Annotated in this window: 20 protein-coding genes and 2 pseudogenes; 11 read left to right on the top strand and 11 right to left on the bottom strand. The window is 72.8% G+C overall.

From position 1 onward, the window contains the following. Positions 1-55: 55 nt before the first annotated feature. The 3 genes from I4Q55_RS24200 to I4Q55_RS24190 all read left to right on the top strand — a co-directional run bounded on the left by I4Q55_RS24200 (position 56) and on the right by I4Q55_RS24190 (position 1,511). Positions 56-310, top strand: a complete 255-nt coding sequence (locus I4Q55_RS24200; RefSeq protein WP_206790756.1) for a hypothetical protein — start codon at positions 56-58, stop codon at positions 308-310. Positions 311-363: 53 nt separating this feature from the next. After that, positions 364-951 (top strand): hypothetical protein, encoded by a 588-nt coding sequence (locus I4Q55_RS24195; protein WP_206790755.1) that lies wholly within the window; start codon positions 364-366, stop codon positions 949-951. Between the two features lie 65 nt (positions 952-1,016). Then, positions 1,017-1,511, top strand: coding sequence for a hypothetical protein (locus I4Q55_RS24190; RefSeq protein ID WP_206790754.1), 495 nt, complete (start codon positions 1,017-1,019; stop codon positions 1,509-1,511). 58 nt (positions 1,512-1,569) lie between these two features. On the opposite strand, the gene I4Q55_RS24185 is transcribed toward I4Q55_RS24190, so the two are convergent. Genes I4Q55_RS24185 through I4Q55_RS24170 form a run of 4 tightly spaced genes read right to left on the bottom strand, consistent with a single transcriptional unit; the run spans position 1,570 to position 8,896 of the window. After that, complete coding sequence (locus I4Q55_RS24185; protein WP_206790753.1) at positions 1,570-2,541, bottom strand: hypothetical protein; 972 nt, start codon at positions 2,539-2,541, stop codon at positions 1,570-1,572. Continuing rightward, entirely contained in the window at positions 2,538-5,939 is a 3,402-nt protein-coding gene (locus I4Q55_RS24180; protein WP_206790751.1) for an AAA family ATPase, read from the bottom strand. Before I4Q55_RS24180 ends, I4Q55_RS24185 begins: the two co-directional genes overlap by 4 nt. 1 nt (position 5,940) lies before the next feature. Next, positions 5,941-7,101 carry an exonuclease SbcCD subunit D gene (locus I4Q55_RS24175; protein WP_206790749.1) on the bottom strand — a complete coding sequence of 387 codons (1,161 nt, stop codon included), beginning with the start codon at positions 7,099-7,101 and terminating at the stop codon, positions 5,941-5,943. 46 nt (positions 7,102-7,147) lie between these two features. Further along, the gene (locus I4Q55_RS24170; protein ID WP_206790747.1) at positions 7,148-8,896 is read right to left on the bottom strand and encodes an ATP-binding protein; all 1,749 of its coding nucleotides are present in this window, start codon (positions 8,894-8,896) and stop codon (positions 7,148-7,150) included. Positions 8,897-9,538: 642 nt separating this feature from the next. Here I4Q55_RS24170 and I4Q55_RS24165 point away from each other — a divergent pair. From I4Q55_RS24165 to I4Q55_RS24155, 3 genes are all read left to right on the top strand, one after another. Further along, positions 9,539-10,204, top strand: coding sequence for an HU family DNA-binding protein (locus tag I4Q55_RS24165; protein WP_206790745.1), 666 nt, complete (start codon positions 9,539-9,541; stop codon positions 10,202-10,204). 679 nt (positions 10,205-10,883) lie between these two features. Further along, positions 10,884-11,069 (top strand): hypothetical protein, encoded by a 186-nt coding sequence (locus I4Q55_RS24160; protein ID WP_206790743.1) that lies wholly within the window; start codon positions 10,884-10,886, stop codon positions 11,067-11,069. 235 nt (positions 11,070-11,304) lie between these two features. Next, positions 11,305-11,718, top strand: a complete 414-nt coding sequence (locus I4Q55_RS24155; protein ID WP_206790741.1) for an Lsr2 family protein — start codon at positions 11,305-11,307, stop codon at positions 11,716-11,718. A gap of 127 nt (positions 11,719-11,845) precedes the next feature. Here I4Q55_RS24155 and I4Q55_RS24150 read toward each other — a convergent pair whose 3' ends face one another. From I4Q55_RS24150 to I4Q55_RS24120, 7 genes are all read right to left on the bottom strand, one after another. Beyond that, on the bottom strand, positions 11,846-12,472 hold the full coding sequence (locus I4Q55_RS24150) for a TetR/AcrR family transcriptional regulator (RefSeq protein WP_206790739.1): 627 nt from the start codon (positions 12,470-12,472) through the stop codon (positions 11,846-11,848). A 26-nt stretch (positions 12,473-12,498) separates the two neighbouring features. Next, positions 12,499-13,572, bottom strand: a complete 1,074-nt coding sequence (locus I4Q55_RS24145; protein WP_206790737.1) for a hypothetical protein — start codon at positions 13,570-13,572, stop codon at positions 12,499-12,501. Beyond that, complete coding sequence (locus I4Q55_RS24140) at positions 13,572-15,020, bottom strand: NAD(P)/FAD-dependent oxidoreductase (protein ID WP_206790734.1); 1,449 nt, start codon at positions 15,018-15,020, stop codon at positions 13,572-13,574. The genes I4Q55_RS24145 and I4Q55_RS24140 overlap by 1 nt, the downstream gene beginning before the upstream one ends. Before the next feature lie 86 nt (positions 15,021-15,106). Further along, complete coding sequence (locus I4Q55_RS24135) at positions 15,107-15,517, bottom strand: SsgA family sporulation/cell division regulator (RefSeq protein ID WP_206790731.1); 411 nt, start codon at positions 15,515-15,517, stop codon at positions 15,107-15,109. 109 nt (positions 15,518-15,626) lie between these two features. After that, positions 15,627-15,902, bottom strand: a complete 276-nt coding sequence (locus I4Q55_RS24130) for a hypothetical protein (protein WP_206790729.1) — start codon at positions 15,900-15,902, stop codon at positions 15,627-15,629. Continuing rightward, a complete protein-coding gene (locus I4Q55_RS24125) occupies positions 15,899-16,435 on the bottom strand; it encodes an RNA polymerase sigma factor (RefSeq protein WP_206790727.1) in 537 nt (178 codons plus the stop codon). The genes I4Q55_RS24130 and I4Q55_RS24125 overlap by 4 nt, the downstream gene beginning before the upstream one ends. Further along, positions 16,432-17,898 carry a sodium:solute symporter gene (locus I4Q55_RS24120; protein WP_206790725.1) on the bottom strand — a complete coding sequence of 489 codons (1,467 nt, stop codon included), beginning with the start codon at positions 17,896-17,898 and terminating at the stop codon, positions 16,432-16,434. Before I4Q55_RS24120 ends, I4Q55_RS24125 begins: the two co-directional genes overlap by 4 nt. A gap of 186 nt (positions 17,899-18,084) precedes the next feature. Between I4Q55_RS24120 and I4Q55_RS24115 the strand changes: the two genes are divergently transcribed. The 5 genes and pseudogenes from I4Q55_RS24115 to dnaK all read left to right on the top strand — a co-directional run. After that, complete coding sequence (locus tag I4Q55_RS24115; protein WP_242546604.1) at positions 18,085-20,181, top strand: carbon starvation CstA family protein; 2,097 nt, start codon at positions 18,085-18,087, stop codon at positions 20,179-20,181. Further along, complete coding sequence (locus I4Q55_RS24110) at positions 20,178-20,357, top strand: CstA-like transporter-associated (seleno)protein (RefSeq protein ID WP_206790723.1); 180 nt, start codon at positions 20,178-20,180, stop codon at positions 20,355-20,357. The genes I4Q55_RS24115 and I4Q55_RS24110 overlap by 4 nt, the downstream gene beginning before the upstream one ends. Positions 20,358-20,441: 84 nt before the next feature. After that, a complete protein-coding gene (locus tag I4Q55_RS24105; RefSeq protein WP_206790721.1) occupies positions 20,442-20,798 on the top strand; it encodes a hypothetical protein in 357 nt (118 codons plus the stop codon). Positions 20,799-20,801: 3 nt separating this feature from the next. Further along, positions 20,802-21,434: pseudogene (locus I4Q55_RS49355) on the top strand (caspase domain-containing protein); the annotation flags it as partial. A 414-nt stretch (positions 21,435-21,848) separates the two neighbouring features. Then, positions 21,849-23,576 (top strand): annotated as a pseudogene (gene dnaK / locus I4Q55_RS49350) (molecular chaperone DnaK); the annotation flags it as partial. Between the last annotated feature and the right edge of the window lie 86 nt (positions 23,577-23,662).

Below are 23,662 nucleotides of genomic sequence, written 5' to 3'. Positions count from 1 at the left end.
ATTCGGTGACCCCGGCCACGTCTCCTCATAGTCGGCACCACAGAGGGGGATGACCATGGACACCGAACTGAATCGCCGGGCGATGGCGATGTTGCGGGCCGTCGGGGCCGGCCGCGCCGAACTCACCTGCAGCTGCGAGCCCGACCTGCGGGTCGACGGCCTGCCGTGCTGCGACCAGGCCACCGCGCACCAGCTGGCGCGGGCCGGGCTGATCCGGCCCGCGCGGGTCGTCGCCGTCGGGCAGTGGACGCGGGCCGAGCTCACCGAGGCCGGCGCCCGGGCACTCGGCGGTACGCTCGCCGCGGCCTGACGCAACCTTCCGGGCCCCTCGCGCGTGTACCGGCAAACACGAGGGGGTTCGGAATGAAGATCGCTGCCGCTCTGCTCGGCGCCTGCCTGCTGCTGACCGCGTGCGGGAACAATCCGGCCGCGCCGGCGCCGCCGCCTGCCGCCGAGAAGCCGAGCCCGGTCCAGACCATCCCGGTCCAGCCGGCCGCCGACCCGGCGGCCGTCAGGTGGATGGACGGCTTCTGCGCCGCCGTCCACGGCTACCGGGAGCGCACCAACCGGGAAGCCGAGACCGGCCGGCCGTCGCCCCAGTCGATCGCCGAGTCGCAGAAGGCGCTCAGCGCGACGCTGGGCGGCATCGCGGCCCGCACCGGCGAGGCGGTGGACAAGCTGACCGCGCTGCCGCCCGCGCCGGTGCCGCTCGGCGAGACCGTGCGGCAGGGCTTCGTCGCGAAGTTCACGAAGGCCCGCGACCGCGCCATCGAGGCGAAGGCCAAGCTCGACCGCGCGAAGCGGGGCGACGAAGCGTCCCAGGCCCCGGCTGCCGACGCCGTCGAGCAGGCGCAGCGTGACCTCGACGGCACCTACGACCCGGTCGGCGCCGTGACGGCGTCCCCGGAGCTGATGACGGCCGCCGCGACCGCGCCCGGCTGCCGGGCCTGAGACCGCGGCTCAACCGTTTCCCCGGCTCGAGCGTGGAGAGACCACCAACGAGAGGGGACTGAACCATGGTCAAGAAGACCCTGATCGGCCTGCTGGCCGCGAGCGCGGCAACGCTCGCCCTGCCGGCTCCGGCCAGTGCGGCCGACGAGGTCGGGTGGATCCTGACTTCGGAGGTCGAGCCCGGCGGCCGGATCGACGCGCAGGTGTACACGGGGATGAGCCACGGGTGCACGCCGGCCGGGCCGGTCACGTCGGCGGGCTTCACCGCTCCGATCACGATGGTCGGCATGGGCAACTGGGGCCGGATGGGTGGCAGCACGACGGCGATCCAGCGGCCCGGCAAGTACACCGCCTCCTTCCCGTGCCAGGACGGCCGGAAGGCGGTCGGCTCCTTCACGATCACCGGCACCCCGCCGCCCACCACGACGAAGCCGTCGACGACGAAGCCGAAGCCGCCCACCACCAAGCCGAAGCCGGCGAAACCGGCCAAGCCCGCGAAACCGCAGGTCGCGGTCAAGCCGGCGGGGGCGCCGCAGACCGGGGACGGCTCGCTGGCCTGACCCTCCACACCGGACACCCGGGGCGGCGCATTCCCCAGATCGCCGCCCCGGGGCCGGGTCAGCGGGCCGCGGCCAGCCGCAGCGCCCGGTAGACGAACTGCTGGTCGCCGAGGCGGTGGCGCAGGTCGCGCTCGAGCCCGGCGATCGGGTAGAGGTTCTGCGGCGCCCGGGAGTCCTTGTAGGCGACCGACGCAAACCGCCCCAGCACCGACTGGGTGACGTTCGCCAGCTCGGCAACCTGCTCGCGGCCGAGGTGCGGCGCCGCCTCCACGCGCACGACCCCGGACCACGGCGGCCCGCCGGCCGACGGCAGCCGCAGGTACCACGAATGCCGCACCCACGTCGTGCCCATCAGGAACACCGGCGTCCGCTGGTGCGCGCCGAGGCTGCCGACCAGCGCGTTGAGCTCGCCGGGCAGGTACGTCGTCTGGTGGCTCTTGATGAACCCGACCGCCCGGTCGAGGTGCGCGCGGCCGCGCAGCGGGCCGTCGACCACGAGCAGGTCGTCGCGCGCGTGCCCCGCCGTGCGCGCCTTGACCGCCGTCTCCTCCTCGGCCAGCGCCAGCTGCTCCTGCAACGCCGAGGACAGCACCACCGGCAGCGGCTTGTCCTCCTTGGCCGCCGCGCGGTGCGCCGTGTAGATCCCGGCCGGGGTGACGATGTCGTCGGCCCGCGGGGCGACGGTGAACAGCCCCCGCCGGACGTCGGTGCCGACGACGTGGGCCTGTCCCTCGCAGCAGCACACGACCCCCGCCGCGTAGGACGCGCAGATGCCGATGGACGCCGAGTTCGTGCCGGCCGGGTCGTCGATCCAGACGCGCGCGTCGATCCGGCGGACGCCGTCGACGAACAGCACCGCTTCCGGCGCCGGGACCGGCGACGGGTCGATCGGCGCCCATTCGGCCTCGGGGACCTCGACGTCGAGCTCCACCTCGGCCTGGGACCGGCCGAGCTCCTCGGCCTCCATCGAGCTGCCGTAGCCCGGGTCCCAGGCGTCGATGCTGAAGTTCATCCCGGCGATCGCGGTCACGCGCCCTCCCTGGCGATGTGCGAGCCGGTGCCGTCCCGGGTGACCAGGAACCGCACCGGGACGCGCTCGGCGAGCGCCGGCACGTGCGTGATCACCCCGACCATCCGGGAGCCGGACGCGGCGAGGTTCTCCAAAGTGGACGCCACGACGTCGAGGGTGGCCTCGTCCAGCGTGCCGAAGCCCTCGTCGAGGAAGATCGACTCCAGCTTGGTCGCTCCTTCGGCGGCCATGGCGCCGAGCTGCGAAGACAGCGCCAGGGCCAGGGCGAGCGACGCCTGGAACGTCTCGCCGCCGGACAGGGTCTTCACCGGGCGCCGGGCGTCGGCCTCGTTGTGGTCCACCACCAGGAAGTCGCCCTTGTCGTGGGTCAGCTCGAACTGGCCGCCGGACAGTTCGAGCAGCGACGCGGAAGCCTCGGCGACCAGCGTGTCGAGCGCCCCCGCGATCAGCCAGCGCGGGAACTTGTCCGAGCGCAGCAGATCCGCGAGCAGCCGCGCGACCTGGGCGTCGGACTCCGCGGCCGCGATGTCTTCGTGCAGCCCGGCCACGTGCGCGACCCGCCGTTTCATGTCGGCGTGGTCGGCTTCGGCCCGGGCGCGCGCGGCCGCGACGGCGACCGGGACGCGGTCGCGCACCGGCCCCTCCGGCAGGGTCACCCCGAGCGCGGTGACGTCGGCGGCGACCGCGCGTTCGGCCGCTTGCAACGCTTCGGCGGCTTCGCCCTCGGCAGTCTTCGCGACGGCCAGCCGCTCGCGGTGGGCCTTCGCCTGCCCGGCGGCCCAGTCCGTGAGGGCGGTCCAGGCGTCGAGGAGGCTTTCTCCGTCGATCGGCGGGGCGCCCAGGCCGACCAGCGGGTCGCGCGCCCGGAACAGCTTCTGCCGTTCGGCGTCGACCTGCTTCGCGACCTCCGCCTGGCTGTCCGCGGCTTGTTTCGCGGTCGCGCGGGCCGTCCGCAGCCCGGCGTCCGCCGTTTTCGCGGCCCGCTCGAGTTCCGCGACGCGGGCGAGCTGCTCGGCGACCACGTCGGCGGCGGGCGCGCCGTCGAGGGCCGCCGCCAGTTCCGCCTGCCGTTGCCGGGCGGCCGCCAGTCCGGTGCTCGCCGCCTGCTCGGCCAGCCCCGTGTCGACCGCCCGGGTGCGCCGCTGCTCGGCGTCCCGCTCGGCGGTCCGGAAGTCCTCCGCCGCCACGACGGCTTCCTTGCCCGCGGCTTCGGCGGCCGCTTCGAGGGCGGCCAGCACGGTGCGCCGTTCGTCCAGCGCGGAAGCCGCCCACGTGGTGAGGCGCTGCCACCCCGCCGGGACGTCGTCGCCGTCGAGCGCGGGCGCCCCCAGCTCCACCAGCGGATCGCGGGCGGCTCGCAAGGCCTCGCGGGCCGCCGCGAACGACTGCGCCACGACTTCGGCCGCTTGCTGTGCCTTCGTGCGTTCGGCGCGGGCCGCGGCCAGTTCCGCGTCGGCGGCGCGCGCGGCTTCGGCGACGCGGGTGCGGCCGTCGATCGTCCTCGACAGCCACTCGCCCCGCTCGCGCACCGCGGCGACGAGGTCCGCGAAATCCTGCTCGGCGAAAGCCGCCTCGACCGGCCGCAGCAGCACCGCCGACGCCGGCGGGCCGTCGACCTCCGCGAGCACCGCGCGCAGTTCTTCCGCCTGCGCGGCCGCCGACGCGGCCGAGTCGGCGTCGCGGTCGACCGCCCGTTCCAGCTTGCGCACCGCGGACTCCGCGGCCGTGCGGTCCCGTTCGGCACGCTCGAGGCGTTCGCGGGCCTCGGCCAGGTGGGCGTGGCCGCCGGCGTCCGGCAGGGCCGTGACTTCCCGCTCGCACACCGGGCACGGGTGCCCGACGGCGAGCCCGGCCCGCAGCACCAGCGCCTGCCCGGCCCGCTCGGCTTCGGCCAGCGCGGTCTTCGCCGCGGTGAGCTCGGCGTCGGCGGCGGCGAGGGTCGCCCGCGCCGTTGCGAGCCCGGCCCGGCGAGCGGCCTGCTCCGGCGCGGCTTTGCGCTGCGCGTCGCAGATCGTGTAGAGCGTGCGGGCATCGGACCGCGCGGCCGCGAGCGGGGCGACGTCGGGCTGCGCTTCCAGGGCCTGGCGTGCTTCGGCGTCGGCGGCCTCCGCGGTCCGCAGGCGCGCGTCGGCGGCCGCCGCGCGCTGGGCCACCTTCGCCGATTCCGCCGACAGGTCCCCGAGATCCGCCGGCGGCCGCAGGCCGGCGAGCCGGTCGCGGTCCTGCCGGGCGCGGGCGGCTTCGGCGGCGGTGTCCTCGGCCGCCCGGGCTGTCCGGTCCCGGTTCGCCCGGGCCGCGTCGAGGACGGACACCGCTTCGCTCGCCGCCGTGGCAGCAGCTTCCTTCGCCTGCTTCGCCGCTTTCGCCGCTTCGTCGAGGCGCGGGAGGGCCTGCTCGATGTCGGCGAGTTCGGTGCGAGCGGCCCGGATCCGTTCCAGCTCGCCCCGGTCGGGTGCCGCGGCGAGGGCGGCCCGGGCGGTTTCGTCCGCCGTTTCCGCCGCCTCCAGCGCGGTCCGGGCGGCCGTGGCCGCGTCCGCTGCCGCGCGACGCCGGGTTTCGAGGTCTTCGACACCGGCCGGGCGTGTTACACCGTCGAGGACTTCCAGCTCGCTCGTGAGCGCGACGACGCGTTGGCGGGCTTCGTCGTGCGCGCGGGTGGCGTCGGTCAACCCCGGCAGGGCCGCGTTCACCCGCGAGTCCAGTTCTTCCAGGGCCGTCATCCGCGCGGCCAGCTCGGCGACGGCTTCTTCGGTGGCGTCGGCGTAGCTGCCGAGCTGTTCGGTGAGGACGGCGGCGCGCTGCTTCTGCTGCTCCGCCGTCACGCCGGCCCGGCGGCCGATCCGCTCGTAGACCTCCAGGCCCAGCAGCTTGATGAGGATCTTCTGCCGGTCGGCGGCCTTCGCGTGCAGGAACTCGGCGAAGTCGCCCTGGGGCAGCGCCACGCAGGTGCAGAAGTGCTTGAACGTCAACCCGAGCAGGCGTTCGACCGCCGGGGTGACCTCGGAGTCCGCGGCGACGGGATCGGCGTCGTCCTCCGGCCCGCCGAACGCGGCGGGGTCGATCAGCCGTTCCAGGCGCACGTTCTTGACGCTGACCGTGGGTTTCTTCCCGCCGCTGCGCCGGACTTCCCGCACCACGTGGTAGCGGGCGCCGCCGGCGTCGAAGACCAGCCGCACGGTCGCGCGGTTCACCGTCGGGGCGAGCGCGGGCGCGACGAGCCCTTCGTGGTCCCAGCGGGCGACCGAGCCGTACAACGCGAAGGTGAGCGCGTCGATGACCGTGCTCTTGCCCGCGCCGGTCGGCCCGACGAGCGCGAAGTAATCGGTGTCTTCGAAGCTGACTTCGGTCTTCTCGCGGAAGGACGCGAAGCCGGTCATCTCCAGCAGCACTGGCCGCATGTCACACCCCGCTCGTCTCTTCGTCGTGCAGCCGCGCGAAGAGCGCCTGCACGCGCTTGTCCTCGACCGTGCGTTCGGCGCAGTAGCTCGCGAACAGCTCCCCCGGCGAACGGTCCGCGACCGCGCGGTCGCCGTTCGACGTCGTCACCGGCGCGGCGAACTCCGGGTCGATGCGGATTTCCAGGGCGTTCGGCAGGGCTTCCTGGATCTCCTCGCGCAGGCCGGCCCTGGTCGCTTCGCGGATGTAGACGCGCAGGTAGTCGTCACCGAACTCCTCGGCGCGGCCGGTCAGTTCCGCCACCGTGCCGTGGACCGTGCGCAGCTTCCGCCCCGCTTTCAGCGGGATGTCGGTGATCTTCGCCGGCGTCGCAGGACTCACCTCCACCGCCAGCACGACACTCGTGTTGTCCTGCTCGCCGAAGTCGACGGCGAACGGCGATCCGCTGTAGTGCACCGGGCACGCGGCGGGCAGCGACTGGCGCCGGTGCAGGTGGCCCAGCGCCACGTAGTGCGGATCGGCGCCGAACGCCGTGGCGGGCACGTGGTACTCGAAGATGGACTGCGCCGCGCGTTCCCCGCCGCCCATCGTCCCGCCGGTCACCGTCAGGTGCGCCATGACGAGGTTGACCGCGCCGGGCGTGAAACCCGTCTTGAGGTGCTCCAGGATGTCGCGCACGCGCTGGTCGTACTCACCGACGTTGTCCGCCGGGGTGCCGGTGAGCAGCTCCGCGACGCGGACCGCGTAGCGCTGGGAAAGGAAGGGCAGCACCGCGACGTTGACGCGCTCGCCCGTCGAACGCGCGTCGAACGAGAAGACACCGCCGTCGTGGACCGGGCGGGGATCGCCGGTGAGCTGGATGCCCGCGGCCAGCAGCAGCGGCCGGTACGCCTCGAACGTCGCGGCGTGGTCGTGGTTCCCGGCGATGGCGACGACCTCGGCACCGGTTTCGCGCAGTGCCATCAGCGCCCGCACCACGAGTTCCTGCGCGGCCGCCGACGGCGCCGACGTCTCGTACAGGTCGCCCGCGACGAGGATCGCGTCGAACTGCTCCTCCCGCGCGATCCGGACGATCTCGCCGAGCACGGCCCGCTGCTCGTCGAGGCGGTTGCGGCCCTTGAGCGTCTTGCCGACGTGCCAGTCGGAGGTGTGCAGGAACTTCACACTTCGTCCTTCCGTTCGGGTGGTGGGCAGTGGGCTCGCGGTGGGCTCAGAACGGTGGCGGGTCGTCACCGAAGGGATCGCTGCCCCGCGAAGGGAGGCCGGCGAAGGGATCGCTCTTCTTCGACGTGGCCGTGGCCGTGGCCGAGGGGATCTGCCCGGCCTCGGAAAGCCGCGTGGCCCAGGCGGGGAACGGGAAGCCGACGGCGATCGGCACCGGGATCTCCGGCTGGCTCACGAACATCGTGCCCGGCGTGGCCAGGGTGGCGCGGACCCGCTGGCTGGCCGGGAGGAAGCCGTACTCGGGCCGCGAAGCCTCGGCGGCGTCGAGGCGCCCGACGATGCGGACCGAGCTGTTGCTGACGATGCGGCGTTCGACCTCGCTGGCGGTCTGCTGCGCGCCGATCAGGATGACGCCCAGGGAGCGGCCGCGCTCGGCGATGTCCAGCAGCACCTCCTTGATGGGGCTGCTGCCTTCCCGCGGCGCGTACTTGTTGAGCTCGTCCAGCATGGTGAACAGCAGCCCGCCCGGGCCGGCCGCCTCCTTGCGCGCGGTCTCCGCGGCCAGCGTCACGCCGACGACGAACCGCTGCGCGCGCTCGACGAGGTTGTGGATGTCCACCACGGTCACCTGCTGGTTCTCCGTGGACAACCGGCGCGCGGGGTGGTCGGCGAGGTCGCCGCGGATGAGGCCGGAGAGGGCGCGCTGGCTCGAGCGCAGGCGGCGGATGAAGGCGTTGACCGTGCCCGCCCCGGTGACCGCACCCGCCCAGCTCGCGCGGGTTTCCTCGTCGGTGACGCGCTCGCAGATGACGTCGACGAGCTCGGCGTAGGTGCGGCACAGGACGCCGTCGACGTTCGCGGCGCCGTCCTTGCCCGCCGGGGTGCTGTCGAGGCGCAGCCGGTTCGCGACCTGGTGGATGACCATCGTGTACTGGTTGCGCTCGTCTTCGGCGTCGGCGAAGACGTAGGGCAGCAGGTCCTGGGCGCAGAACTCCGCGATGGTCCACCAGAACGCGCCCACGCCCGAGGTCCGCCCGGTGACGTAAGGCTTCCCCGTGGTGTCCGACGGCGTGGGCGGCGCGTAGAAGCCGACGGACGCGAAGGGCTCGGCGGGCAGGCCCAGCTTGAGGTATTCGCCGGTGAGCTTCTCGTCGAGGTGGACGTTCGGGGTGTCGAGGAACAGCAGGTCCTCGCCCTTGACCGAGAAGACGAGGGCCTTGGCGTTGTGGGCGTTGGGCAGCGCGCCGCCGCGGAAGATCGAGTGCAGCAGGAACAACGCGAACGACGTCTTGGTGGCCACGCCGGAGACGCCGCTGATGCTGACGTGCGCGCCGCGGGTGCCGTCGAGGAAGTCCATGTTGAGGTAGACGGGTTCGCCGTCCCGCCCCAGGCCCACCGCCACTTGGCGGGTCATGTTGTCGAAGTACAGCGCCTGCGCGCGATCCTCCCCCACGGCCCGCTGGACCTGGCTGCCCGGCTTGGGCGGCACGTAGCACTCGGGCTCGACGCGGGTGGTGGCGATCTCCGCGATCTCCTGCACCTGGGCGGGCAGGACCCCGTCGGAGATCAGGAAGACGTCGCTGCCGAAGCTGGCGCCCTCGTGCCGCGCGGTCACCTGCGTGACCACGCCGTAGGAGGTGACTTCGCCGAGACCGGGGAGTTCCCGCCTGGTCACGACGACGTCGTCGAGCTGCAGATAGGCATCGGGATCGACGGCCACGCAGAACTGCAGCGGCGTCGAGTCCTCGGTGCCGGCCACCCGGCCGACCACGGTGGTGAGCGTCTCCTGGTCCACGGTTCTCCCTGTCTCACCCGGCGCTTCCTCCCGCGGCAGAGTAGCCCGCCGGTACGACAGTCCCGCGGCCAACACGGCGATGCCGACGCGCTGTCCGCGCAGGCCAAGACTGCGCCGAACGAGTGAGTTCACCCTTCGGGGAGGACCTTTCGGCCCCGCCGCAGGGCATTCCGGGAGCGGACCGGTTGCGCCGCAACGCCGTGCCCGGGGGTCGCGCCGGGCGGGCCCGGCGTTACGGCCGGGCGCTTCCGCCTGCCGCCACGGCGAAGGGCCTCCGGAGCGGGCCGCGATCCCCGATCGCAGCGCGGGATCGGGGCCGGGGTGGGCCCGGGGTGGGCTCGGACACACGCCGGGACGCCCGCTCCGGCGTGTCGCGGGAAAAGTTCTCCGAAAGGGCCTCGGGTCCTATATGGACGACCACTGTGGACGGCACCCACCGGGTATTTTCCCTGCTCAGGGGCATGGCGAAGGTTCGGCCCGCGTTCCGGGTGCCGTCCGGCGGCGGGCCGCGCGGGGCCGGAACCCGCCCCCGCACAAGGAAATATTTCGACCCCCGGTTGGATTTTGTGCGGTATTGGTAATACCGTGTGCAGTGTCGGCCGAGATGGGCCGTGACGAGTAGTTCCACTATGGAGGACTGGAATGACGAACAAGGCCCAGCTGATCGAGGCGCTGTCGGAGCGTCTGGGCGACAAGAAGGTGGCTTCGCAGGCCGTGGACGGTCTGGTGGACATCATCATCCGGACGGTCAACAAGGGCGAAAAGGTCAACATCACCGGCTTCGGGGTGTTCGAGAAGCGCGCCCGCGCCGCTCGCACCGCCCGCAACCCGCGTACCGGTGAGGCCGTCCGCGTCAAGAAGACCAACGTGCCCGCCTTCCGCGCCGGCACCACCTTCAAGGACGTCATCTCCGGCACCAAGAAGCTCCCCAAGGCCACCCCGGTCAAGCGCGCCACCGCGGCGACGTCGACCCGCGCGACCGCCACCAAGACGGCGGCTGCGGCCCCGGCCAAGGCCACCACGACCCGCACCACCCGTGCGGCCGCGGCCAAGCCGGCCACCACGCGTTCGACCACGACGCGCACCCGCGCGGCGGCCGCGAAGCCGGCCGCCAAGGCCACCGCCACCAAGGCGGCCCCGAAGGCGGCCGCGGCGAAGACCACGGCGGCCAAGGCCACCACGGCGAAGGCGACCACGACGCGGGCCAAGGCCGCCGCCAAGCCGGCCGCGACCAAGACCGCCGCCGCCAAGAAGCCGGCCGCCGCCAAGGCCCCGGCCAAGCGCACCTCCGCCGCGAAGAAGAAGTAACACCCCTCGCGACGATCGGAAGGGCCCCGCACCTGCCTGGTGCGGGGCCCTTCCGGCATTCGGGGGCAGGGATGTCGCGGGCCGGGTTGCTCCGAGCCGGGTTGGCCGGGCCCGGCTGCTCCGAGCCCGGCTGCTCCGAGCCAGCTGTTCCGAGCCCGACTGCTCCGGGCCAGGCTGCTCCGGGCCAGCTGTTCCGAGCCAGGCTGTTCCGGGCCGAGAGGCGGAATTCGCCCCCGGCGGGGCGCACCGGGCCGCGCCGAGCAGGCCGAGGCATCCGCCGCACCCAGGCCGCCTGCCCGGCGCCGATGACTCGCGGACCCCGCTGAGATCGCCACTCCCGGCTTGCCGGCCGAACCCGGCTCCGGCGCCCGCTGATCGTCCCAGCGCCGCTCTCCGCCGTCTTGAACACTGTCCACCGGCCATCGTTCAAACGCGCGCCCAGCAGGCACCGACCGGCGGGGAACCCGCCCGCCGTCCTTTCCCGCCGCATTCCCCGCTCGCGGAACCGGTCCCGGTCACCTCCCCACCCGATCCCGCGCCGGCCCCCGAAGAATTCACCGCCACCACACGTTGGGGTGAACGCTCCCCCACCTTTCCGCCCGCGGCCCGCCACGGTTGCGTTCACGGCTTCGCGGGTAGCCGTCCCGCAGGGAACGCAATCCGACCGCAAGGAGTCGCGATGACGGAGAACGAAAACCGGCCCGAAGCGGACCTCGCGCACAGCCGGCAGCTCATCAAAGAGGCAAAAGAAGCCGCCGAGCAGGCCGAACTGGCCGATCCCGCCGAAGGAGCCGCCGACGAGGCGCTGGCCACCGATCCGCCCTACCACCACGGCGAGCAGGGCTCCACGCCGTCCGGAACCTAGATTCCCGGCGCGATTTCCGTCGTCGTTCCGGACGAAAGGCCACGACCCGGCCGGAACGACGGCGGGCCGAGCCGGTCCTATCAGGACCACCCCGGGCCGCCTCCGTTCCACTTAACCGGGAGGAAATTGCCGTACCTCTCCCCGGGTGGATACACTCCACCGAAGAACGCCGACCATTGTGCAACTTGTCACACGTCGCGTTCCCCGGACGCACATCCAGCTGAGGAGCATTCACGTGGCCCAGAAAGTCCTCGTCGAGATCCTGGACGACATCGACGGCAGCACCGCCGCCCAGACCGTTCAGTTCGGCCTCGACGGCGTCACCTACGAAATCGACCTCTCGGACGAGAACGCCACCGCCCTGCGCGACGAACTGGCCCGCTACATCGCGGCCGGACGGCGCATCGGCGGCCGCAAGGTCCGCGTCGCCACCGGGCAGTCGACCACGACCAGCACCACCGACCGCGAGCGCAACCAGCAGATCCGCGCCTGGGCCAACGCGAACGGCTACGAGGTCTCCGAGCGCGGCCGCCTCTCCTCCGAGGTGATCGCCGCCTACGAGCAGGCCCAGGTCGAAGAGGCCGAGGCGCCCGCCACGCCGCCGCGCAAGCGTGCCCCGCGCAAGAAGGTCGCCGCCGCCAAGAAGTAACGCGGTGGCCGCCAGATCACTGGGGAGAGATCACGGCAGCGCCGGTGGCGAGGGCTGAGCGCCCTCGCCACCGGCATTTCGGCACCGGGCGTGGGAGGCGTCACAGCCTCCGCGTTGTCAGGAATTGTCAGCGCATTTCGCGCGGTGTTTCCGGAAACCCGCGCAACGCCGGCCCGATCCACCGGCGGACGAGGGCGCGCAGCTCGTCGTCGGTCAGCGGCGGCGTCGAGGGGTACTGCAGGAACGACAGGAACAGCCGCATCAGGACCTCGGCCAGGCCCCGCAGGTCCTCGTCGGAGGCGATCCCGGCGGCCGCCCAGTCCACCGGCAGGTTCCGGAGGATCCGCGCGCCGTAGGAAAACGCCAGCGGCGAAACGACGCCGTCGGTGAAGAAGTCCGCTTCGCCCGCCTGCAGGAGCAGGCCCATGCGCGGCTCGCCGGGCAGCGTCCGGACGGCGAACACCACCGACTCCACCGCGGCTTCGGCGGCCGTGCCGAACGTGGCCAGGTGCCGCTCCATCCGCCCGGCGAACTCCTCGACCCCGGCCAGCGCCACCGCGCGCAGGATCTCCTTCAGGCCCGGGAAGTAGCGGTAGACGGTCTGCCGGGTGACACCCGCCTCGGCGGCGACGTCCGAGAGGCTCGTCTTGGCCAGGCCCGCGCGGTCGAGGCACGCCGTCGCCGCTTCGACGATCCGGCGGCGTGCCTCGTCTTCGGTGCCGGGCGGGTTGCCCTGCCAGCCGTGGTGCCCCATGCGCCCCATCTTCCCCGAGGGATCGCTCAGCCCGGGACGGGGGCGCGGTCCTTCCGGTACAGCGCGACCAGCAGCAGACTGGCCCCGGCGAAGCAGGCCAGCGCGTACGGCCCGCTGCCGATCGGGGTGCCGTCCGCGGTGACGCCGTCCTTCGCGGCCAGGTACCCCGGCAGGGCGGCCAGCCAGCACACCGCCATCCCGCCCAGGTAAAGGGCGGGGTAGTACCGCGCGAAGGCTGTCAGCGGCTCGCCCGGTTCCCCGGACCGCAGATGCGCCACGACGATCCACGCGCCGGCAAGCCACAGCAGGCCCAGTTCGACGCCGAGGATCCACGCCCGCGCGGTGGTGCCGTCGCCGGCGAAGCTCGACGGGATGCCGGCGATCGCCATGGTCGGCGGCGTGAGGACGCCCGCCAGCAGGACGCGCAGGGGCAGCCGGCGGCGTGGTGGGCCACCCGTCAGGCGCACGACGAGGTACGTCATCGCGGCCATCGAGACGGAAGCGAACAGCAGCATGCTGTTCAGCGGCACCGAGGCCAGCGCCGGCTGGTTGACGACCGTGTTGCCCGGGTTCCACGCCCACCACTTCAGCTGCGGGCCGACGTGGTCGAAGACCTCGTAGAACACCTGCAGCACGAAGGCCACGGCCACCGAGCCGCGCAACGCCCCGCGGCGGAAGAGCCCCAGCGAGCGCACGACCTCGTAGGCGAGCTGGCTGATCACCGGGTAGAACGCCACGATGTAGAGCGGCAGCCGGTCCGCCATGAGCTGCACGGTGAAGAGGTTGTGGGCGAAGATGAAGCCGTAGAGCCGGTCGAGGCCGAACCACTCCGGGAAGTACAGCGGCGGCTCGGTGACGAAGAGGTAGACCAGCGAAGCCCACCACAGCGCCAGGTTCACCGGATCGCCCGCGCGGTACCGGCGCAGGGCGTGCACCAGCGCGAACACCGCGCCGCCGACGATCAGCAGCTCCAGCAGCGGCATCGTCCAGTGCGCGAGCGCCCACGGCGGCCGGAGCGAAACCACCGGCGAGACGTCGTGGCAGTCGAAGCCGAGTCCGCGGGTGACGGCTTCGGCGTCCGGCCCGCACGCCGTGCTCATCACGCGGTCGCCGTCGAATAGTCCTTGGCAGGCGGTTCGGCCTGGGGATCGAACCCGAACGGGACGCGGTGCCTGCCCAGCGCCGCGCGGACGCGGTAGCGCAGCAGGCCCGCGAGCACGCGCGGGTTGCGCAGCATCTGCCCCAGCGATTCGTCCAGGTTGAACACCTTCGCGAAGTGCTCGTCGACCACGGCGTCCTCCCGCGCGGCGCCGACGACGAGGCTGAACGCCGGGGCCGACATCGCCGCGACGACGCGCCGCCGCCACTCCGGCAGCCGCTCGGTGCCCACCGCGCACGCGTAGCCCTGGTCCCGGGCCATCGCCAGGCGCCACGGCACGCGCAGCAACGTGCGTTGCGCGGCGAAGAACCGCGAGGTGAACTTCGCGTCGAGCCGCTCGGCGCGTGCCAGGTGTTCGCGCAGCAGCAGGGCCGAGGCCGACGCGGAACTGATGCCCTGGGCGTAGAAGGGGTTGAACGCGCAGATCGAGTCGCCGACGAACACCAGCCGCCGCGGCGGGGTGCGCAGCCGGTCGTAGCGGCGCCACTTGTTGCCGGTCGACCGGGTGAGGTGCACCGGGGAGGCGGGGGCGCACCGGTCCATGGCGTCGGCGAACAACGGCGTCCGCACCCGGCGCGCGGTTTCGACGAACGCGTCGGTGGTGCTGGGCATCTCCAGTCCCCACGAGCCCATGCAGGCGATGACGCGGTTGCCCTCGATCGGGAAGAAGTTGACCAGGAACTCGTGCTCGGCCGGGTGCTCGCCCTTGTCCGGCGTCGGCATGATCACCAGGTGCCGCCACCACCAGGACGCCGGGCGTTCGGCGGGCAGGTCGTACCAGCGCGAGGTGTAGGTGACCTTGGCGTCGAGCGTCCGCACCGGCGGTTCGGGCCAGCCGGCCGCCGCCAGCCAGCCGGAAACCGGGGAGCCGCGGCCCATCGCGTCCACGACGAAGTCGGCGTCGACGTGCTCGTCGCCGTCGGCGGCGGAGAACCCGACGCCGGTGACTTCCCCGTCCGCGGTGGTCAGGCCGCGCACGGCGACCCCCTCGCGGACGACGACGTTCGCCAGCTCGCGCACCTTGTCGCGCAGTACGCGCTCGATGAGGATCCGCGAGCCGTAGACCATCGTCATGGCGCTGCGCTTGCGGGCCGACCAGCCCGGGCCGTCGAGGTAGGCGGCGTCCATGGACGGCATCAGCAGCAGCCCGCCGGCCGCGATGAGGTCTTCTTCGAAGCCGGGGAACAGCGCGCCGATCGCGCGCCGGCCCGAGTTCAGCAGGAAGTGCGGGTGCTTGCTCTGCGGCACGCCGCGGCGGTGCTCGGCGCCGTCGGGCAGTTCGTCGCGTTCCAGCACCAGCACGCGGTCGAAGTGCGGGGCGAGCGCTCCGGCCGCGCAGAGACCGGCGGCACTGCCCCCGAGGACGACGGCGGTCTTGCCGAGCCGCATGCGGATCAACTCCCGTCATTCATACACATCGGCATCGAATGTATGAATGATGCCCACGCGGCGTCAACCCCCTGGCCGCCGTCGGCTTATTCCGAGGTCAGCTTCGCCAGTTCCCGGTCGAAGTCGAAGGCGCGGCTTTCCTCCCCGCGCGGCAGGGCCTCGCAGGTGCGGTAGAGGAAGTCGACGATTTCGGCGGTGCCGGCTTCGAGCGCGACGCGCCCGCTCGGCGACCGCAGCTCGATCACGGTCACCGCGGGGTCGGCGGCCGGCGCGACCCGGACGTCGCCGAGCCCGGCCGGCGCGTGCAGGCCGTCGATGAGCAGCTCCCGCGCGGCGAGCCACTCGACGGGCCCGCGTCCGGTGTGGAGGGTGAGGGCGACCGCGTAGGGCTCCCGGCTGTCGTAGCGGAGGTCGGCCCGCAGGGGCGTGCTGCCCCCGGTCGCGGAGCGCACCTCGAGCACGAGGATCGCCTTGATCACCGTGTATTCCGAACTCAACGGACGAACCTCCACCCCGGCGGCACCCGGCTACCGCCAGTGTCGGCCGATCGGCCGCCGGGCGCCAACCGGACGCGCCGTTTTCCGAAGGGCGCGGAAACCGCCCCCGTCAACCGCGGCCGGCCGGGTGCACCGTGCTCGCCGGCTCGGTGAAGATGGCGCCGTTCCCGGCCGGGGCCTGGTTGAGGACCCACAGGCCGATCACCACCGCCACGGTGAACACCACCGCGACCAGCAGGGCCAGCACCAGGCGGCGCCGTCGTTCGCGGCGGAGCCAGTCGCCGCGGGCCGTGCGGTAGGCGTCCGGGGCCGGGTGGACCCCGCCCGCCAGCGTGTCGAGTGTTTCGCGCAGGCGGCGTTCCATGTCTTCGGGGACGGTGTTCATCGCCGGGCCTCCATTCGCTGGGTCAGGGCGGCCATCCCGCGCGCGGCGTGGGTCTTGACCGATCCCGGCGAGATGCCCATCGCCGCCGCGATCTCGGTTTCCTTCAGGCCCTGCCAGTACCGCAGGACGAGCGCTTCCCGTTGCCGCGCGGGCAGTTCGCGCAGGACGCCGACCAGGGCCCGCTGGTCGTCGCGCAGCAGCACGGAGTCCTCCGGCGAGGCCACCGGCTCCACCCGCAGCGCCGGGCTGTTGCGGCGGACGACCTGCAGGTGGCGGATCCGCATCCGGGTGAGGTTGCAGATGATCGACCGCAGGTACGCCTCCGCGGCCCCGGCGTCGCGGACCTTCCGCCACTTCCGGTAGATCTGGTAGTACGCCTCGGCCACGACGTTCTCCGGATCGTCGGCCCCGAGCAGGGCGGCCAGCCGCAGCATCGCCGGGTAGTGCAGGTCGAACAGCCTCGCCACGCCCGCCTCGCGCTCGGCGTCGCCGCCGGTCACGGACGGCTGCGGCCGGGACTCGGTCCGTCTCATGGGTTCACTCCGCTCTCGGGGGAGTCCTTCGTGGGCACGAGCAGCGCGGCCGCGGCGAAGGTGACGGCCAGGTTCACGACCAGCGCGACGACGCCCGCGTAGACGCCGGCCGGCCCGATCGCGACCACCGGGGAAAACCCCGCGTGCACGACGGCGAACGTGCCGCCGGCCATCCCCGCGGCCCAGCCCGCCAGCAGCGCCCGGTGGGGCAGCCGCCGCGCGGCCAGGCCGAGGACCACCGCCGGGAAGATCTGCAGGATCCACACCCCGCCCAGCAGCTGGAGGTTGATGGCGTCCTGGTCGCGCAGGCCGAAGACGAACGCGATGGCGCCGACCTTCGCGGTGAGGGAAACGGCTTTCGCGATGCGCACCTGGCGCTTCGGCGTCGCGGTCGGGTGGAAGTACTCGACGTAGACGTTGCGGACGAAGGACGTCGCGGCCGAGATCGACATGACGGCGGCCGGGACGAGCCCGCCGACGACGAGGGCGCCGAAGACGAGCCCGGCCGCCGGTGCCGGCAGGACCTGCTCCACCAGCAGCGGAACCGTGGCCTCGGCGCCGCCGGGCGCGGTGCGCACGCCGGCGGCGAAGGCGGCGATGCCGAAGAAGGCGAACACCGCGAGGATCGCGGTCCAGGCCGGCAGCGCGACCGCGGCCTTGCGCAGGGTGTCGCGGCTGTTCGCGGCGAAGCCCGCCGTGAGGACGTGCGGGTACATGAACAGGGCGAGCGCCGAGCCGAGCGCGAGCGTGGCGAACGCCGGTTGCTGCGCGGGGGTGAGCAGCAGCGCACCGCGCTCGGAAGCGGCGTCGAAGATCTCCCCTGACCCACCGGTCCGCCCCAGGACGAACCCGAGGACGAAGACGGCCGCGCCGAAGACGGCCACGGTCTTGAACGCCGAGATGACCGTGGGCGCCCGCAGGCCACGCTGGTACGTCGCCATCGCGAGCCCGGCGAAGAGCGCCACCATCACCAGGTCGCCGGCCACCGTCCGGGCGGGCAGCCCGGCCGCGACGAGGACCGCGCGGATGCCGACCAGCTGGAGCGCGAGGTACGGCATGGTCGCGAGGATGCCCGTCAGCGCCACGACGAGCGCCAGCGCCGACGAGCCGTACCGGCCGCGGACGAAGTCGGCGACGGTGACGTAGCCGTGCTCGCGCGCCACCGCCCACAGCCGCGGGAGGAGCACGAAGGCCAGCGGGCAGATGACCACGGTGTAGGGCAGCGAAAAGAACGCGGGTGCCCCGGTGGCGAACACCAGCCCGGGCACGGCGATGAACGTGTAGGCCGTGAAGATCGTGCTGCCGAGCAGGAACCAGGTCCACACCGGACCGAGACCGCGGTCGGCCAGTGCCCAGCCGTCCAGCGTCGGCAGCTCTTCGGTGCGGTGGAACCGGCGGGCGGCGACGGCGAGCAGGGACGCCCCGCCGACGACGGCGAGCGCCGTCATGAGGTCTCCCGACATCGGTCACCGCCTTCGGCACGCCCGCTCTTGTCTGCCAGTTGCCGGACCACCGGATCCGGAGGACAGGAATCCGCGGAAAACTTTCGCCGCGCACGCGTGTCCACCGGAACCGGGGACCGGCAACTCTCGCACAAGGCGGGCCTCGGCGCCCACCTCGTCAGTTCCTCCCGATCCGAGGAGTCAACCTTGTCAAGATTCGTCGTGCCCGCGGCCAGGATCCGGCCGATCCTGCTGTGGACCACCGTGGCGCTGGCCGGTGCCGTCGGCTGGGCCGTGCTCGCGCTGTCCCGCGGGGAACGCGTTTCGGCCGTCTGGCTGCTCCTGGCCGCCCTGGGCTCCTACCTCATCGCGTACCGCTTCTACGCGCGGTTCATCGCGCGCCGGGTGCTGCGGGTCGACGACCGCCGGGCCACCCCGGCGGAGCGGCTGGAGGACGGCGCCGACTACCAGCCGACCGACCGGCGCATCCTGCTCGGGCACCACTTCGCCGCGATCGCCGGCGCCGGACCGCTGGTCGGCCCGGTGCTGGCCGCCCAGATGGGTTACCTGCCGGGGACGATCTGGATCGTCGCCGGCGTGATCTTCGCGGGCGCCGTGCAGGACATGGTCGTGCTCTTCCTTTCGCTGCGGCGCGACGGCAAGAGCCTCGGCCAGCTGGCCAGGGACGAAATCGGCAAGGTGGGCGGCGCGGCCGCGCTGCTCGCCGTCTTCGCCATCATGATCATCCTGCTGGCGGTGCTGGCCCTGGTCGTGGTCAACGCGCTGGCGCACTCGCCGTGGGGCACCTTCTCGGTCGTCATGACGATCCCGATCGCCCTGCTGATGGGCTGCTACCTGCGGTTCCTGCGGCCAGGACGCGTCCTGGAGGCGAGCGTGCTCGGGGTGGTCCTGCTCCTGCTCGCCATCGCGGGCGGCGGCTGGGTCGAGCACTCCGCGCTCGCGGCCGCGTTCACCTGGAGCCCGGCGACGCTCGTGCTCGGCCTCGCCGGCTACGGGTTCGTCGCGTCGGTGCTGCCGGTGTGGGCACTGCTCGCGCCCCGCGACTACCTCTCGACGTTCATGAAGATCGGCACGATCGCCCTGCTGGCGGTCGGCGTGCTGGTCGTCGGGCCGGTCCTGCAGAGCGGCGCGGTGACGCGGTTCGCGGCCACCGGCACCGGCCCGGTCTTCTCGGGCACGCTCTTTCCCTTCCTGTTCATCACGATCGCGTGCGGGGCGTTGTCCGGTTTCCACGCCCTGGTGTCGTCCGGGACCACCCCGAAGCTGATCCAGAAGGAGTCCCAGGTCCGGCTGATCGGCTACGGCGCGATGCTGATGGAGTCGTTCGTGGCGGTCACGGCGCTGATCGCGGCCTGCGCCCTGGATCCCGGGCTGTACTACGCGATGAACGCCCCGGCCGGCGTGCTCGGGTCGACGGCGGGGTCCGCCGCCCGCGCCGTGACCGAGCTCGGGTTCACGATCACGCCCGATCAGCTCGACGCGGCGGCGCAGGCGGTCGGCGAGCACAGCCTCGTCGCCCGCACCGGCGGCGCGCCGACGCTGGCGGTCGGCATGTCGGAGATTCTTTCCGGGCTCTTCGGCAGCGAGTCGGCGAAGGCGTTCTGGTACCACTTCGCGATCATGTTCGAGGCCCTGTTCATCCTCACCACCGTCGACGCGGGCACCCGCGTCGGGCGCTTCATGCTGCAGGACATGCTGGGCAACGTCTGGAAGCCGATCGGCCGGGTGACCTGGAAGCCGGGCAGCTGGCTCGCCAGCGCCCTGGTGGTGGCGGCCTGGGGCTACTTCCTCTACGCGGGCGCGACGGACCCGCTCGGCGGGATCAACCAGCTCTTCCCGCTCTTCGGCATCGCCAACCAGCTCCTCGCCGTCGTCGCGCTCGCGGTCACCACGACGGTGCTCGTCAAGTCGGGCCGGCTGCGCTGGGCGTGGGTGACCGGGATCCCGCTGGCCTGGACCATCGCCGTCACGTTCACGGCGAGCCTGGAGAAGATCTTCTCGGCCAACCCCCAGATCGGCTTCTTCGCCCAGCGGGCCCGGTACGCCGACGCGCTCGACGCCGGCCGTGTGCTGCCGCCCGCCAAGACCGCGGCCGACATGCACGCGGTGGTCGTGAACTCCACTGTGGACGGTGTGCTGGTCGCGGTCTTCCTGCTGCTGGTCGTGGTCGTGGTCGGCAACGCCGCGGTGGTCTGCGTCCGTTCGGTGCGCGGCCGCGGGACACCGTCGTCGAGCGAGGCGCCCTACGTCGAATCGCTGATCTCCGCCGGCGGCCGGAGGTGAAGGTACTGCGCCTGCTCCGCTGGTACGTCCGGGAGATCGGCGGGGCGGCGGAGTACGAACGGCACTGCGCCCGCGCGCGGGCGCAGTGCCCGGACCGGCCGGTGCCGACCCGCCGGGCGTACGAGCTCGAACGGCTGCGGCGGCGGGAGGGCCGTCCGCCGGATCGCTGCTGCTGACTCCGCCGCCCGAAATCGCCTGTAGCGAAGCCACCGCGTCCTACGATTGAGTGGACAGCCGGGGTTCGGGGCGGAGGAGCGTGGATGCAGGCACGGATTCGGGTGACCACGGCGGACTCCCGTGACAGGCTCCGCCCGCTCTTGACCTGGCTGCGGGCCGAAAGCGAACTGCGGGGGCGGCTCGAGCTGACCGGCGGCGCCCCCGCGCCCGGCGAGATGGGCGCGGTCGCGGACGTGCTGACCGTGGCGCTCGGCGGCGGGGGCGCGGCCGCGGTGCTCGCCCGGTCGCTGTCGACCTGGCTGCGTCAGCAACGCTCGGACACCACGATCGAGATCACCACCGACGGCGACGGCGCCCGCTCGGTGAAGGTCACCGCCCAGCGGGTCGCCGACGCCGAAGCCGTCATCAAGAGCGTCCTCGACGCCGAGCGGGAGAGGTAGCCGGTGCGCCTGCCCGATCCGGGGAGGTCCCGCGTCATCCTCGTCGGCACCGCCCGCTACCCCGGCGACGACAGCCTGCCGGACCTGCCCGCGGTGCTGGGCAACGTCACCGGCCTCGCCGACCACCTGACCCGCGAGGACTTCGGCGGGTTCGCGGCGCGGCACTGCACGGTGATCACCGACCCGGACAACAGCCACCAGCTCGGCTCCCGGATGGCCGAGATCGCCGAGCAGGCCGAGGACACCCTCCTCGTCTACTACGCCGGCCACGGCCTCGTCGACGCCGACGGTGCGCTCTACCTCGGGCTGTCCTCGACGCGGGCGCAGCGCGTCGCCTACTCCGCGCTGCCGCTCACCATGATCGACCGGGTCTTCCGCGAAAGCCCGGCGATCCACAACATCCTGATCCTCGACTGCTGCTTCTCGGGCCGGGCCATCGAAGCGATGGCCGATCCCGGCTCGGTGGTGTCCGGGCAGATCGACATCCCCGGGCGCTACACCCTGACGTCGTCCGCCGCCAACGAAACCGCCAACGCCCCGCTCGGCGCGCCCCACACCGCGTTCACCGGGGAGCTCCTCCGGCTCCTCGGCGACGGCCTCGCCGACGGCCCCGAGTTCCTCACCCTCGCCCAGATCTACCGGCACCTCCTGCGCGCCCTGAACGCCCGCGGGCTGCCGAAGCCGCAACGCCGTGGCGGCGGCACGGTGGACGACCTCGCGCTGGCCCGCAACGTCGCCTGGACGACCGGACCGCACGCCGTTCTCCCGCCCGCGGTCGCCCGCGCCCTGCGGGAACCCGTGCCGCAGGACCGCGCGGAAGCGATCGGCATGCTCGTCACGCTGGTCAAGGGCGACGAGCCGCTGCTGGCGAGGGCGGCGCTCGAGGCGTTGACCGCCCTCACCGACGACGACAGCCGGTCGCTGGCGAGCAAGGCGGCCGAAGCCCTCCGGGAGCTGCGCGGGCAGCCGGCCGCCCGGCCCGTCCCGGAGCCGCCTGCCGAGCCGCGGGAACCCGAACGGCCGAAGGCCGACGAGCCGCCGCGGCGGCAGCTGACGTCGGTCGGCATCGACTTCGGCACCACCAACTCCGCCCTCGCCACGCTCGAAAACCGCAGCCCGTTCCTGGTGCCCAACGCCGAAGGCACGCTCACGACGCCGTCCGTCGTCGCGTTCGCGAAGTCGGGCGAAGTCTTCGTCGGGCAGTCGGCGAAGAACCAGGCGGTGACGAACGCGGACCGGACGTTCCGCTCGATCAAGCGGCTCATCGGGACGGACTGGAAGTCGCCGCCGGTCGACGGGCGGCGCTACACGGCGCAGGAGATCGCCGCCCGCGTCCTGGCGAAGCTCAAGCACGACGCCGAGGACGGGCTCAACGCGAAGATCACCGACGTCGTGCTCACCGTGCCCGCCTACTTCACCGACCACCAAAGGCAAGCCACGAAGGAGGCCGCCGAGATCGCCGGGCTGAAAGTCCTGCGGCTGCTCAGCGAGCCGACCGCCGCGGCGCTGGCCTCCGGGCTGGGCGCCGCCGACGACGCCACGGTGCTCGTCTGCGACCTGGGCGGCGGCACGTTCGACGTCTCCCTGCTGGAGTGCGGCACCGGCGTCTTCGAGGTCAAGGCGACCAGCGGGGACAACCAGCTCGGTGGCGACGACTGGGACCAGCGGATCGTCGACCACGTCGTGGCCCGCTTCCGGCGCGCGCGGGGCATCGACCTCCGGGCCGACCGGATGGCACTGCAACGGCTGCGGGAAGCCGCGGAGCAGGCGAAGATCGCGTTGTCCAGCGTGCAGCGCACGACGATCGCCCTGCCCTACATCACGGTGAGCGCCGAGAAGGAGCCGTTGCACCTCGACGAGGCCCTCACCCGCGCCGAGTTCGAGAGCATCACCGCGGACCTGTTGGACCGCGTCCGCGGCCCGGTCACCGACGTCCTCCGCGAAGCGGGCATCACCGCGGCGCAGATCGACCACGTCCTGTTCGCCGGCGGCGCCGCGCGGATGCCGGCGTTTCTCGCGCTCGTCCGCGAGCTGCTGGGCGGGACCACCCCGAAGCAGCGGTTCAGCGCCAACGAGATCGTCGCGGCCGGCGCCGCCCTGCAGGCCGGCGTGCTGGCCGGCGAGGTGCAGGACACGCTCCTGCTCGACGTGAACCCCGTTTCGCTCGGCATCGAGACCAAGGGCGGGGTGTTCACGAGGGTCATCCCCCGCAACACGAGTTTCCCGGCGAAGCGTTCGGAAATCTTCACCACGGCCGAGGACAACCAGCCGTCCATCCAGGTCAGCGTGTACCAGGGCGAGCGCGAGATCGCGAAGGAGAACCGGCACCTGGGCACGTTCGAGCTGACCGGCCTGCCCCCGGCACCCCGCGGCGTCCCCCAGTTCGAGGTGACGTTCGACCTCGACCCCAACGGCGTGATGCACGTGTCGGCCCGCGACCTCGGCACCGGCCGCGAGCAGTCACTCGACATCTCCGGCGGGGTGGGCCTGTCCCGCGACGAGATCGGCCGCATGGTGCGCGACGCGGAACGCTGGACGGAGGACGACCAGCGCCGCCGCGCGGAGGCGGAGCTGCGCAACCGCGCGGAGACGTCGATCTACCAGCTGGAGGGGTTCGTCCGCGAGCACGGCGGCAAGTTCCCGTTCGCGATGCAGGGCCAGGCCCGCGAGGCCATCGACGTGCTGCGCACCGCCCTCGCCGGCACGGACGCCGACGCGATCAGGACCGCGGCGGCCCGGCTGGACGAGGTCAGCCAGCAGATCGGCGTGGCGATCTACCGGCAGCGCCCCAGCTTGTAGCCCCGGCTCGCTGTTGACCTTGAAAGCGCATTCTGTTCGAATGCGCACGGCAGGGTTCGCTGCGG

The sequence above is a fragment of the Amycolatopsis sp. MtRt-6 genome (assembly GCF_017308975.1).
Classification (GTDB): domain Bacteria; phylum Actinomycetota; class Actinomycetes; order Mycobacteriales; family Pseudonocardiaceae; genus Amycolatopsis.
Note: the sequence above shows the minus strand (reverse complement) of the source record. Positions and strands in the feature narration are given on the sequence as shown.

Excerpts from the sequence above, each read along its gene's own strand:
- I4Q55_RS24195 (WP_206790755.1), top strand. The coding sequence starts at position 364 with ATGAAGATCGCTGCCGCTCTGCTCGGCGCCTGCCTGCTGCTGACCGCG.
- I4Q55_RS24200 (WP_206790756.1), top strand. The coding sequence starts at position 56 with ATGGACACCGAACTGAATCGCCGGGCGATGGCGATGTTGCGGGCCGTC.
- I4Q55_RS24120 (WP_206790725.1), bottom strand. The coding sequence starts at position 17,898 with ATGTCGGGAGACCTCATGACGGCGCTCGCCGTCGTCGGCGGGGCGTCC.
- I4Q55_RS24140 (WP_206790734.1), bottom strand. The coding sequence starts at position 15,020 with ATGCGGCTCGGCAAGACCGCCGTCGTCCTCGGGGGCAGTGCCGCCGGT.
- I4Q55_RS24150 (WP_206790739.1), bottom strand. The coding sequence starts at position 12,472 with ATGGGGCACCACGGCTGGCAGGGCAACCCGCCCGGCACCGAAGACGAG.
- I4Q55_RS24165 (WP_206790745.1), top strand. The coding sequence starts at position 9,539 with ATGACGAACAAGGCCCAGCTGATCGAGGCGCTGTCGGAGCGTCTGGGC.
- I4Q55_RS24145 (WP_206790737.1), bottom strand. The coding sequence starts at position 13,572 with ATGAGCACGGCGTGCGGGCCGGACGCCGAAGCCGTCACCCGCGGACTC.
- I4Q55_RS24160 (WP_206790743.1), top strand. The coding sequence starts at position 10,884 with ATGACGGAGAACGAAAACCGGCCCGAAGCGGACCTCGCGCACAGCCGG.
- I4Q55_RS24190 (WP_206790754.1), top strand. The coding sequence starts at position 1,017 with ATGGTCAAGAAGACCCTGATCGGCCTGCTGGCCGCGAGCGCGGCAACG.
- I4Q55_RS24125 (WP_206790727.1), bottom strand. The coding sequence starts at position 16,435 with ATGAGACGGACCGAGTCCCGGCCGCAGCCGTCCGTGACCGGCGGCGAC.
- I4Q55_RS24180 (WP_206790751.1), bottom strand. The coding sequence starts at position 5,939 with ATGCGGCCAGTGCTGCTGGAGATGACCGGCTTCGCGTCCTTCCGCGAG.
- I4Q55_RS24130 (WP_206790729.1), bottom strand. The coding sequence starts at position 15,902 with ATGAACACCGTCCCCGAAGACATGGAACGCCGCCTGCGCGAAACACTC.
- I4Q55_RS24105 (WP_206790721.1), top strand. The coding sequence starts at position 20,442 with ATGCAGGCACGGATTCGGGTGACCACGGCGGACTCCCGTGACAGGCTC.